This is a genomic window from Actinomadura sp. KC216 (assembly GCF_004348535.1).
Taxonomy (GTDB): Bacteria; Actinomycetota; Actinomycetes; order Streptosporangiales; family Streptosporangiaceae; genus Spirillospora.
The window spans coordinates 1-11,811 of record NZ_SMJX01000260.1 but is presented as its reverse complement, the minus strand read 5'-3'; the positions used below and the strand labels follow the sequence as shown (position 1 = coordinate 11,811).

The 11,811-nt window shown below is 72.2% G+C and carries 11 protein-coding genes and 1 pseudogene; 7 read left to right on the top strand and 5 right to left on the bottom strand.

Annotated features, from left to right (window positions below; genetic code table 11):
* A pseudogene (locus E1264_RS44850) lies at window positions 1-340 on the bottom strand (hypothetical protein); the annotation flags it as partial.
* A gap of 355 nt (window positions 341-695) precedes the next feature.
* Here E1264_RS44850 and E1264_RS32245 point away from each other — a divergent pair.
* From E1264_RS32245 to E1264_RS32235, 3 genes are all read left to right on the top strand, one after another.
* Window positions 696-1,946, top strand: coding sequence for a MurT ligase domain-containing protein (locus E1264_RS32245; protein ID WP_132179516.1), 1,251 nt, complete (start codon window positions 696-698; stop codon window positions 1,944-1,946).
* Entirely contained in the window at window positions 1,936-2,649 is a 714-nt protein-coding gene (locus E1264_RS32240; RefSeq protein WP_132179514.1) for a glutamine amidotransferase, read from the top strand. Before E1264_RS32245 ends, E1264_RS32240 begins: the two co-directional genes overlap by 11 nt.
* Before the next feature lie 199 nt (window positions 2,650-2,848).
* Window positions 2,849-3,343, top strand: a complete 495-nt coding sequence (locus E1264_RS32235) for a pyridoxamine 5'-phosphate oxidase (RefSeq protein WP_243711297.1) — start codon at window positions 2,849-2,851, stop codon at window positions 3,341-3,343.
* 9 nt (window positions 3,344-3,352) lie between these two features.
* Here E1264_RS32235 and E1264_RS32230 read toward each other — a convergent pair whose 3' ends face one another.
* A complete protein-coding gene (locus E1264_RS32230) occupies window positions 3,353-3,646 on the bottom strand; it encodes a DUF3303 family protein (protein ID WP_132179510.1) in 294 nt (97 codons plus the stop codon).
* Window positions 3,647-3,889: 243 nt separating this feature from the next.
* Here E1264_RS32230 and E1264_RS32225 point away from each other — a divergent pair, with 243 nt between their 5' ends.
* From E1264_RS32225 to E1264_RS32215, 3 genes are read left to right on the top strand one after another with little or no spacing between them, the layout of a single operon-like run.
* A complete protein-coding gene (locus E1264_RS32225; protein ID WP_132179508.1) occupies window positions 3,890-4,156 on the top strand; it encodes a DUF485 domain-containing protein in 267 nt (88 codons plus the stop codon).
* Entirely contained in the window at window positions 4,153-5,676 is a 1,524-nt protein-coding gene (locus E1264_RS32220) for a cation acetate symporter (RefSeq protein WP_132179506.1), read from the top strand. Before E1264_RS32225 ends, E1264_RS32220 begins: the two co-directional genes overlap by 4 nt.
* Complete coding sequence (locus E1264_RS32215; RefSeq protein ID WP_132179504.1) at window positions 5,673-6,023, top strand: VOC family protein; 351 nt, start codon at window positions 5,673-5,675, stop codon at window positions 6,021-6,023. The genes E1264_RS32220 and E1264_RS32215 overlap by 4 nt, the downstream gene beginning before the upstream one ends.
* On the opposite strand, the gene E1264_RS32210 is transcribed toward E1264_RS32215, so the two are convergent.
* The gene (locus E1264_RS32210; protein ID WP_132179502.1) at window positions 6,024-7,271 is read right to left on the bottom strand and encodes a flavin-dependent oxidoreductase; all 1,248 of its coding nucleotides are present in this window, start codon (window positions 7,269-7,271) and stop codon (window positions 6,024-6,026) included. It abuts the gene before it with no gap.
* A gap of 314 nt (window positions 7,272-7,585) precedes the next feature.
* On the opposite strand from E1264_RS32210, the gene E1264_RS32205 reads away from it, so the two are divergent.
* The gene (locus E1264_RS32205; protein WP_165964485.1) at window positions 7,586-8,170 is read left to right on the top strand and encodes a snapalysin family zinc-dependent metalloprotease; all 585 of its coding nucleotides are present in this window, start codon (window positions 7,586-7,588) and stop codon (window positions 8,168-8,170) included.
* Between the two features lie 90 nt (window positions 8,171-8,260).
* On the opposite strand, the gene E1264_RS32200 is transcribed toward E1264_RS32205, so the two are convergent.
* Window positions 8,261-8,866: a hypothetical protein gene (locus E1264_RS32200; RefSeq protein ID WP_132179498.1), complete on the bottom strand. Its 606-nt coding sequence runs from the start codon at window positions 8,864-8,866 to the stop codon at window positions 8,261-8,263.
* Window positions 8,863-11,673 (bottom strand): DUF87 domain-containing protein, encoded by a 2,811-nt coding sequence (locus tag E1264_RS32195; protein WP_132179496.1) that lies wholly within the window; start codon window positions 11,671-11,673, stop codon window positions 8,863-8,865. Before E1264_RS32195 ends, E1264_RS32200 begins: the two co-directional genes overlap by 4 nt.
* Between the last annotated feature and the right edge of the window lie 138 nt (window positions 11,674-11,811).

Genomic DNA, 11,811 nt, shown 5'->3' with positions numbered 1-11,811 from the left:
GTGGCTGCGCGGCCGCCGGGGGCTCGGGCGCCGTCTGCGAAGGCGACTGCGGCGACGGCGCAGGCGGCGGCTGCGGGGGCATCGCGAGGTCGGGTGTCACGGGCGGTGGTTCGCTCGGGGCCCAGGACGGTTCGCTCGGGGCCCAGGACGGCATGGGCGGCGGGACCCTCATCGTCCGGTCGAACACGTCCGTCGCCTCGGACACGGGCGGCGCGGGCGGCGCGGGCGGCGCCGACAGCGGAGCGACGGGGCCCACCGCGTACACGTCGATCGGCGCCTCACAGTGCGAACACTTGCCGAGCGTCCCGGGCGTGTCATTACCGCACGTCGGACACTGCATCGCTCAGACCTCGCCTTTTAGCCGCTTGTCCCACGCCTGCGAGCGGACCGCCGTCCCGGCGGGCGTCGCCTCCCCGCGAATCAGCAGGGGTCCCGACAAAAGTAGTGGGTGACGCCGTTCTCAGGCGCGTGGTTGGCAATCTGGCGCACCGCCGTCGGAGGACGCACCGAATCACGACATGTCGGCACAGGTCAAGATTGTCCGGATTGGTTTACCGGCCATCGTGTGATGATGGTCACATCATGCACGGCCGTGTCCGGCCGCGTCCCGTAACCCCGCCGGGCAGGCCCTCAGCGCTGCGTGCAGCGGCTAGGCTCGGAGCGGTTTCCCGGCGCATCCAGAGAAGACGGAGTCCATGAGCGATCTTCCGCTGCGTTCGCAGCTGGCCGTCGCGCTCGGTCGTACGGCCGCCAAGATGTCCCGAATGGCGGGCCGCGGGGACGGCTCGGTGATCGGCGGTAAGGTCGGCCTCCGCCTCGATCCCGAGCTGCTGACCAGGCTCGCCAAGGACCGCAAGCTCGTCCTCGTCAGTGCCACCAACGGCAAGACGACGACGACCCGGCTGATCACCTCGGCGATGACGCCGCTGGGGGAGGTCGCCACCAACGCGTTCGGCGCGAACATGCCGACCGGCCACGTGTCCGCGCTCGCGGCGGCGCCCACGGCCCGCTACGGCGTGCTGGAGTGCGACGAGAAGTACGTCCCGATGGTCCTGCGGGGGACGGGGGCGAACCTCGTCGCGCTGATGAACCTCAGCCGCGACCAGATGGACCGTGCCGCCGAGATCTGGCTGCTCGCCGGGAAGTGGCGCCGCGCGCTTGAGGCGTCCCCGCAGAGCCACGTCATCGCCAACTGCGACGACCCGCTCGTCACCTGGGGCGCGTCCACCGCGAAGAGCGTCACGTGGGTCGCCGCCGGCCAGCACTGGCGGGAAGACTCCTGGTGCTGCCCCGAATGCGGCGGCCCCCTCGACCGGCAGGACACCGACGAGGACAGCGACTGGGCCTGCCGCCAGTGCCACTTCCGCCGCCCCCACCCCGACTGGACGCTGCACGGCGACCTCGTCACCGCGCCGGACGGCCGGACGTTCGGGCTCACCGAGCTGTCCCTGCCCGGCCGCGCGAACCGCTCCAACGCGCTGATCGCGCTCGCGGTCGTCGCGCAGTTCGGCGTCCCGCCCGAGCAGGCGCTGCCGCTGCTGTCGCAGGTCACGTCCGTCGCGGGCCGCTACACGACCGTCGAGCACGAGGGCCGTTCGATCCGGCTCCTCCTCTCGAAGAACCCGGCGGGCTGGCTGGAGGCGTTCGACGTCCTGCAGCCCGCGCCCGGCCCCGTCGCGCTGTCGATCAACGCGCAGGGCCCGGACGGGCGCGACACGTCCTGGCTCTGGGACGTCGACTACCGCATCCTCCGCGGCCGTCCCGTCTGGGTCTCCGGCGAGCGCCGCATCGACCTCGCCGCCCGGCTGGAGGCCGCCGACGTCTCCTTCACCGTCGTGGACGACATCGACCAGGCGGTCATGGCCGTCCCGCCGGGGCACCTCGACGTGATCGCCAACTACACCGCCTTCCAGACCATCCGAACGAGGTACGGCCGTGTCGTCTGACCGCATCAAAATCGTCTGGATCTACCCGGACCTGCTCAGCACCTACGGCGACCAGGGCAACACGATCGTCCTGGAGCGCCGCGCCGCGCTGCGCGGCATCACGACCGAGACGGTCAACCTCCGCTCGGATGAGCCCGTCCCCGCCGATGGCGACATCTACCTGCTCGGCGGCGGCGAGGACCGGCCGCAGATCCTCGCGGCGCAGCGCCTCGCGGGCGACGGCGGCCTCGCGCGCGCCGTCCAGTCCGGCGCGGTCGTCTTCGCGGTCTGCGCGGGCTACCAGCTCCTCGGCCACGAGTTCGGCGGCGAGGAGGGCCAGCCCGTCGCGGGCCTCGGCCTCCTCGACATCCGCTCGGGACGCGGCGAGCAGCGCGCGGTCGGCGAGATCGTCGGCGACGTGGCGGGCGAGCTGAACGTGCCCCGCATCACCGGTTTCGAGAACCACCAGGGCGTCACGCAGCTCGGCCCGAACGCCCGCCCGTTCGCGAAGGTCCTGCACGGCATCGGCAACGGCGACGGCTTCGAGGGCGCGTACAGCGGCCGCGTCCTCGGCACCTACATGCACGGCCCGGCGCTCGTCCGCAATCCCGGCCTCGCCGACCTGCTCCTCCGCTGGGCGGTAGGCCACGACCTGCAACCCCTGGACGACTCCTGGGCCGGCCGCCTCCGCGAAGAACGCCTCAAGGCCGTAGCGGCCGGCTGATCCCGGTCCGCCACCTGGCGGGCGCGGTCCCATGCCGACCGCGATCCGCGGCCGTCCCATGTTCACGGTCTCACCCGGGCGATTACCGACCGCAATCGAACTCATCTGCTCCGTGTATGACGACATTCCGGGCGGGCGTTGGCGATGAGTTCGGGGGGGTGGGGGGAGTCAGCACTTCTTACCTAGTGAGGAGATGTTCATGGACTTTCCGCAGGGTGATGTTCGGCTGCTCCAGACCGATCTTGCGCAGCGTTTGCTGCACTCCACCATCCCGGCCCGCCTCGCCTACACCGCTACCGACGGGACGCCCCGCGTGATGGCGACGTGGTTCACCTGGACGGGCGACGAGCTGGTGATGGCGACGTACATCCATTGCCCGCCGATGGGCATGCTGCGTCCGGCGCGCCGCCTGAAGGCGCTGCGCGAGCGACCCGACGTCGCCGTCACGATCGATACCGAGCCGCAGCCACCGGAGGTCCTTCTCCTGCGCGGCCGCGTGTCGATCATCGAGGTGGACGGGATGGTGCCCGAGCAGGCGCAGGCGGCCCGCCGGTTCCTGGGGGAGGAGGGCGGCGCGGGCTACGTGGCCGGGGCCGAGCATCCCGAGACGCGCATGGCCCGCATCGCCCTGCGTCCCACCTGGGTGGGCGTTCTCGACTTCCAGACCCGGCTGCCGGAGATCATTTCCCCCTGACGAGAACCCTCAGCCCTGCTGCTTCTGCCAGGCGGCGAGGCCCTTCCGCATGTCGTCCGCGTTCATCACCGGCTGGATCTCGACCTTCGCGCCCAGCTCCTGGAAGAGCGGCTCCGCGATGGTCGGCAGCGTCGAGCTGTCCTGCATGTCGAAGACGATGGTGCAGGAGCGCCCGCCCTGGCTGGGGCCGAAGTACGCGGCCTCGGGATTGAGCTGCGCCATCAACGACTCCATGACCTCTGGCAGCCTGCCGCTGGTGAGCGCTTCGTTCGCGAGCCTGACGTCCAGATGCGCTCTGAGCATGACTCTCATCGCACTGCCCCCCGTGCGGGCCGGGCCGAGCGCGGGCCCCTCCGCGCTCGCTTGAGACCCGGCGCCGTTCCGGATGAGTGTCCCCTGGCGTTCCGGGCAAACATCGTCCGGACGCGGACGAAGTTGTAGCAGGTCGAGCACGCAAAGCGACGAAAGGGGTTCCTCTACGACTTCGTATCTGTTCTCATATACGGAGCTCCCAGCCAGGCGCGCTGATCGAGGAGGCGCATCCGGATGCCCCGTACCCCCGAACCCCCACCGAGCGAACACGACGTCCTGATCCAGCGGCGCAAGCGCGTCGTGCTCGGCGCCGCGGCGGTCACCGTCGTGGTCTTCATGGCGTTCCCGATCCTGACCTCGTTCACCGGCGTCCTCAACGGCGTCGCGGGCGGGGTCGGGGCCGGTTACGCGGCGGGCCTCGCCGCGATCCTGCTGCCCCTGGCCGGCGCGGCCGCCTACCGCAGGTGGATCTCCCGGATCGAGGACGGGGGCCGGCGGTGAACGGCACGGCCGTCGCGATCGTCGTCGCGCTGATCGCGGTCACGCTGGCGCTGACGACGTATGCGTCCCGGCGGAACACGAGCACGGCGGAGCACTACGTCGCGGGCGGGCGGATCGGCGGCCTGCAGAACGGGCTGGCGCTCGCCGGGGACCAGCTGTCCGCCGCGTCCTTCCTCGGCATCACCGGCGCGGTGGCGCTGACCGGGTTCGAGGGCTTCTACCTGGCCGTCGGGGTCCCCGCCGCCTACCTGCTGATGATGCTCGTGATCGCCGAGCCGCTGCGCAACCTCGGCCGGTACACCCTCGCCGACGCCGTCGCGGCGCGCTTCGACGGGCGCGGGCTGCGCGCCGCGATGGCGGTGGCGAGCCTGGCGATCAGCGTCATCTACATGGTGATCCAGTTCGTCGGGGCGGGCCTGCTCGCCCAGCTGCTGCTCGGCGTGGACTTCCCGGTCGCGGTGATCGTCATCGGCGCGCTGATGACCGTCTACACGATCCTCGGCGGGATGGTCGGCACGACCTACATCCAGGTGTTCAAGGCCGCCGTGCTGATCGTCACCGCGCTGGCGCTGCTGGTGCTCGTGACGGCCGACAACGGCGGCGACCCGCTCGGGCCCATGCGGGACGCCGCCGCCCGCTTCGGCGACGGGGTGATCGCACCGCACCAGGGCGGCCTCACCGCGTCGCTGGACACGGTGTCGCTGACCCTGGGCCTGGTGCTCGGCATGATGGGCCTGCCGCATGTCATGGTGCGGTTCCTCACCGTCCGGGACGGGCGGGCGGCACGCGACTCCGCCCAGGTCGCGATGGTGATCTTCTGCGGGTTCTTCGCCGCGCTGCCGATCTTCGGGTACGCGGCCCTCAACCAGGTCGGCAAGGCGGCCATCGTCGCCGACAACAAGGCCGGCAACCTCGCCGCGCCGCGCCTCGCCGAGGCCATCGGCGGCAACCTGCTGTTCTCCATCGTCGCGGCGGTGGTGATGGTGACGATCCTCGCGGTGCTCGCCGGGCTGGCGATCGCCACGTCCGGCGCGATCGCCCACGACCTCTACACCGTCGCGCTCAAGCGCGGGGAGGTCTCGCCCGAGCGGCAGCTCCTGGTCGGACGGTTCGCCGGGGCGGGCATCGCGATCGTCGCGATCCTGATCGCCCTGTGGGCCAAGACCCTCAATATCGCGTTCCTCGGCAACGTGGCGTTCGCCGTCGCGGCGAGCACGACGATGCCGGTGCTGGTCCTCACCATCTACTGGCGGCGCTTCAACCGGACCGGCGCGGTCGCGGGCCTGGTCGGCGGGCTGGTGTCGTCGATCGGGCTGGTCCTGGCCGGACCGGACGTGATGGGCGACGCGCACCTGTTCCCGCTGACCGTCCCGGCGCTGGTGTCGGTGCCGTTCGGGTTCCTGTGCGCCTGGGCGGGCACGCTCGCCGGCCGCGGCGACGCCGATGCCGCCGGTCACCCGTACGACGAGCTGGCCAGGCGCGCGTTCCCGGTCGGGCGGGTCCGTATGATCGCGCGATGAGCGTCGACCTGTACGCGGGGATCCCGGTGGCCGACTACGCGGCGGCCCTGAGCTGGTACGAGCGGCTGCTGGGATGCCCGCCGACCTTCGTCGCGAGCGACACCGAAGCCGTGTGGGAACTCGCGGAACACCGGTCGCTGGCCGTCGAGCGGCGGCCCGAGCACGCGGGCCACGCCATGGTGACGATCTTCGTCGGCGACTTCGACGCGCGGGTCGCGGGGATCGCCGGCCGGGGGATCGAGCCCGCCGAGCGGGAGACCTATCCCAACGGCGTGCGCAAGGCGATCTACCGCGATCCCGAGGGCAACGAGATCGGGTTCGGCGGTGCTCCCGTCGAGGCGGGCTGATCAGCCGGGGCGGTTCACCTGTTCCCTGGACGATCCGGAGACCCGGGCGTAGCCGCTGACGATGGCCTCCAGCTCCGCCAGGTCGATCACGTCCGCCAGGCGGGTGAAGCCGCCGGGGGCGCGGCGTTCGACCTCGTCGATCACGTTCTCCGGCCCGCCCTCGCGGTTGCGGAGCACCACCTCGGCGGTGATCGGCAGGCGTTCGTCCTGGTAGGCCCGGAGCGCCGCGGCGGGGTCGGCGGCGTTCCCGGCCAGGTGCTCGCTGAGGCTGACGGCGTCCATGATGGCCTGGCCCGCGCCGTTGGAACCCATCGGGTACATCGGGTGGGCCGCGTCGCCGAGCAGGGTCACGCGTCCCCGGGTCCAGTGGGGCAGCGGGTCGCGGTCGCACATCGGCAGCTCGTAGCAGTCCCGCGTGGCCGCGACGAGCGCGGCGTGGTCGACGAGCGAGGTCCGGAACCGGGCGGCGTGCGAGCCGAGGCCGGACGGGTCGGTGCGGCGGGACCAGTCCTGGCGCTGCGGCGGCGGGTCGCCCGGCCGCCCGGTCCGCAGGCAGATCGCCCAGTTGGTGAGCCGCGCGCCCGGCCGCTCTCCCGGCGCGATCGGGTAGACGACCAGCTTGGCGTCCGTGCCACCGGCGATCACCATCGTGGCGCCGGTGCCGAACTCGGGCCAGTCGGTCGCTCCCCGCCACATCATCACGCCGTTCCAGCGGGGCGGCCCCTCGTCCGGAAAGAGAATGGACCGGACCGTCGAATGGATCCCGTCGGCCGCCACGAGCACGTCGCCTTGCGCGGACGCCCGCATTTCGCCGCCGCGGTCGGTGAAGTGGGCGTGGACGCTCCCGGCGTCCTGCTCGAAACCGGTGAGCCGGTGCCCCGTCCGTACCGCGTCCGGGCCGAGCCGCTCGCGCACCGCCCGCAGCAGGATGCCCTGAAGCCGCCCGCGGTGCACGCTGATCTGCGGATAGTCGAACCCCGCGTACCGGCCGCAGGGCCTGCGCATGATCTCCTGCCCCAGCCGGTGGGCGTAGATGAGTTCGCGGGCCTGGATTCCCCCGTCCTCCAGCCGGTCGAGGAGGCCCACGCCCGCCAGCTCCCTGACCGCGTTGGGCAGCGTGTTGACGCCGACGCCCAGCTCGCGGACCTGCTCGCTCCGCTCGTAGACCTCGCAGCCGATGCCCTTGTGGTGGAGCCGCAGTGCCGTGATCAGCCCGCCGATTCCCGCGCCCACGATGACGACCTTCATGGCTCTCCCGCCCGGCCGAAGCCGTGTGATCACTTGAGGGGTTCTTCAAGTCTGCCACCGCCATGGCCGGTGCCCGCGGCCCGCGCCGATCTCGCTGATCATCACGACGGGCCGTACTTCCGGACGCACTTCGGCTCCATCAGACGAATGCGACCGCGCGGCTACGGCAAATAATGCCATTCGGAGAATGGTATGGGGCTTTGATATGTGCATTGCGCGCCTTTATACGGTTACGCTCCATCAGGTCGGCGTTTGTGAAACGCCGGCGGAACGGGGGCAACCGGTTCATTGCAACCCAAGGGAAGGAGCCGGAGTTGTTCCCCACCAGATTGGTCGCCGCTGTTCTCGGCGGCATTGTCGCGCTCGTACTGGTCGGCGTCGGCGCGCCCAGCGCCACCGCCGCGCCCGCCGCCCCGCAGCGGGCGGCCGTGCAGACGATCTACTACGACTCGACCCGAGCGGCCGAACTCGCCCCCCAGGTGGACGAGGCGGTCGAGATATGGAACACGCGCGTCACGAGCGTCAAGCTGGTCAAGGGCCCGGGCGGCATCACCGTGACCACCGCCCAGAACGGATCGGCGCCGGGGACGGCGAGCTGCCTCGGCTGCACCCGCGGGCAGATCTACTTCTACCGGAACCAGATCCAGCAGTCGGGCGCGGCGCCGCTGCGCGTGATCGTCCACGAGTTCGGGCACATCCTCAGCCTGCCGCACCCGCCGGACATCGGGAACTGCGACAAGGTCATGGCCGGTGGACGGTGCCAGAACGCCATCCCGAGCGCGGACGAGGTCGCCGCGGTCCAGCGCTTCTGGGCGCGCGGCTGGCGTCCCGCCAAGCCCGGCCCGAACCCCGCCGACGAGCGCGAAGTCCTCGGAGCCCCCGCACTGGTGACCAGGTAGCCGGTCACGAGTTCCGCCCGATACAGGCGCCGGACGTCAGCCCCCTGACGTCCGGCCCGCGCTCGTGGACGGCGCCGCGGGGCCCGGGGCCTAGTCGAGGGAGCGCAGCCAGGCCGCGGCGGCACCGCGCAGTTCGGCGCCGGCCTGGTAGGAGACGCCGCCCGCGATGCCCTGTGCAAGTTCCAGAAACCGCCGGTGACGGCGTGGCGTTCTTACCCGTACCGTGCCTATCTCGGTCTGCCAGGTTTCGCCGCACACGATCACGTCGCCGTCGAGGGAAAGCATGACGAAACCCGGCCGGCACCGGTCCGGGCCGAGCAACCCGGTCTCGCCGCCCGCTCCCATGAGATCCCACGGATCCGCCAATCCCACGACCGCCCATCGCGCTTCCGGATGTTCTGGCGCTTCCGGGCTGGACGGCTCCGGCCTGACGGCCAGAAGAAAGCGCGGCCGTCCCTTATCGAAATCGAAGAGGCCGCCGTCGAGGGCCACCCGATGCCATCCGGCGTTGGCCTTCTCCAGGATGTCGGGGTCGGTGAGGTTCACGCACGACCACGAACGGCCCTCCACGTCGGGAAAGTGAATCGCCATGGCGGCGAGCCCCGGCGGGATGTACGGCACGTCCGGCTCATGCCAGCCGTGGAAATCGAGCCCGGCGCGTCCGAGCACCGCTGGCAGGTCGCCTGTTCCGCTCATGTGGCGCCGCCCGTGCCGCCCGTGCCGTTCGTGCCGTCCGCGCCGACGTGGCGCCTGTAGCGCTGGACCCACGGCAGGACGTCGCGTTGCCAGGCGAAGCGGGCGATGTGCACGAACACGCAGGCCGCGTAGTCGCGGCGCTCGGGTTCGGACGGGGAATCGAGCGGGACCTCGTCGGCGATCGAGGCCGTCCAGCCGGCGGTCTCCCGCCACCATTGGGCCTGCGTGGCGGCGGTGCCGGGGTAGTTCTCGACGCGCGTCCTGAGCTCGGCGGCATGCCCGGGACGTACGGCGGTCGCGGCGCGGGACCGGAACAGGCAGCGGTGCGCGCAGCCCTCGCATTCGGTGAACGGCGCGATGGCGGCGTCGAACTCCGGTACGTCGGCGCGGAGCGTCCGGAACCGTCCGGCCAGGTCGGCGTCGGTGGCCAGGGGCGCGCGCTCCAGCCCGGCGGCGCGGGCGGCCTCGGCCCGGACGTCCGGGACTTGGATCAGCGCCGGACGGTCCATGCCGTCGTGGTAGGCGAACGCCGTGAACGGGTCAAGGGTGGCCGCGTAGCGCTGCTGGTCGGCGGAGAAGCGCATGGTCGAGCCGATCACGGCCCGGTCGTCTTCGGCCGGGAGCCGGTGCATGACCTTGAGGTTGGTGTTCTTGTAGGCGTCCTCGACGAGCCTGCCCGGGACCTGATCCACGATCACGAGCGCCTCGCCGTACTTGCGGTTCTCCGCGAGGGTGGTGGCGAACGCCTGCGCGGCACGGGCCTGCGCGTTCCCCTCCCTGGTCTCCCCCTGGACGGTGGGCCGCCCCAGCAGCCGACGCGCCTCCTCGACCACGGTGACGTGCGCGAGGTCGCCGCTCTCCCGGCCCGCCTTGTAGTACTCGGTCATGGTCTGCAGGATCAGCGCCGTGAGCAGCGACTGCTCCTTCTCGTTGTCGCCCACCTCGGCGAGCTCGATGACGACGGGGCGGCGCAGCAGCTCGGCAACGGGGTAGGAGGTGACGCAGTCGAGCGTCCCGGCGCAGGCGCCCTCGGCCAGCGACTCGGCGCGCAGCCGGGACGCGGCCATGATGGTCGACCGCACCTCTCCGGAGTAGTCGAGCCGGTCGGTCTGCTCCCGCATGCGCGCGACGAAATCACCCAGCGTCGGCCAGTTGCCCTCGTGCCGGGGGCCCGCGCGGTCGGTGGGGACGATGCCGCGGCGGGCGTAGGCGTCGCGCAGCGCGCGGTTGTAGATCGCCGGGAGCGGGTCCCACAGGCCGAACGCGGCGTCGAAGCAGGCCAGCAGCCCCGCGATGTGGGTGCCGATCCGGACGCCGGGCGGCACCGCGAACGGGTTGAGCCGGAACGGCGCCGTGCTCTCGTCGCCGACCGTGAAGACGACGAGGTCCTCCATCCCGGGGCGGGTCGCCAGCCACCGGTAGTCGTCGAGCGCCGTGTTGACCGGTTCGAGGACCAGGAACGGTATCCGGTGGTCGCGCCACAGCTGCTCGCAGAACGCCAGCATGCTGTTCGTCTTGCCGGACCCGGTGGTGCCGGTGAACAGGGCGTGCCGGGTCAGGTCCGACAGCTCGATGCCCAGCGGCCCGGCGGCCCGGTCGGCGACGAGCTGGCGTCCGAGCACCACGTGGGGGCCGGACGGCCGGTACTCCGCCTCCAGCGCCATCCCCGGCCGCCGGACGGGAAACCCCGGCACGTGACCGTGCACCGCCAGCGGCAGCCGCATCGCGGACGCGGCCTCGCGCGGGTCGGCCAGCTCGGCCGCCAGCCGCACCACCGGGGGCGGCGGCACCGGCAGGTCGCGCACGTACTGCGCGTCCCAGCGCAGGTGGTCGAGCGTCGAGACGTTGTGCCAGGCCGTCGCGAACTCCTGCGGAAGCGGGCGGACGACGACGTGCGGCGCCCCCTGAAACGTCGAGGTCAGCGCTGAGGTGTCGGCGGGACGGTGCGGCGGGGAGATCGTCGCGGCGACCAGTTCGGTGAGCGACGGCGGCAGCGGCTCCGGCGACGCGAGGGTCACGCGCAGCCGGAACGCCTGCGACCGGTAGCGGCGGGCGGCGTCGGCGAACAGCCGCGCGGCGTCCACGGCGAACGCGTCCGGCGCCAGCTCCACGCCCGACGACCACAGCCCGCCGCCCGGCAGCGTGCCGGGGGCGGCGAGGCGGCCGTACTGGGTGGCCAGCATGTCCAGCTGGGCGGCGACGCTGCCCGACCCCGGATACGGCGCCACGCCCACGGTGAGCATCGCCGGATCGGGATGGGCGGCCAGCGCCTGCCACAGGGGTTCCCAGGACGGCGCGGCGACCGTGAACGGCTCGACGGCGAGGTAGTGCGCGACGCCCGCGTCGGGACGGTTGGGAAGCGCGAAACGGATCCGCTTGCGGATGTCCGCCAGCCCGGCGAGGGACGGCCGGAACGGCGCCAGCCACCTGCCGACCTCGGCGGTGTCGGTGACCTCGCTGGCGTGCACGTGCCGGGGAAGCCCGGCCAGCCGCCCGCGCAGCCGCAGCGCCTCCGCCACGACCGCTCGCTCGTCGGTGCCGTACACGCGGCCGAGCACCGCGCAGGAGAGCCGCCCGGCGGGCGGGTCGGCCAGGTAGCGCAGCTCGACGCGGGTGTCGGTCGCGGCGTCCAGGTGCCCGGCCAGCCACGCGGTCTCCGCCACGGCGGCCTTGCGGAGCCGTTCGGGTTCGGGCATACCGGCGTACTCGCGGGTCTCGGTCAGGTCGGCGGCGGCGTCGATCCGGACCGCCACCCACGCCCACGTGCCGCCCCCGTCGGTGGCGACCAGCACACCGTCGTCGGCCATGCGCTGCGCCCTCAGTCCTCGTTCCGCTGCCGCCCCTGCGTCAGTTCCTCCGTCTCGTCCGTCTCGTCCGTCTCGCCGGGCCCGTCCTGATCGGGCGCGGACGTAGCGGGCGCGGGCGGTGCGGGCGCGGGTGCCGGT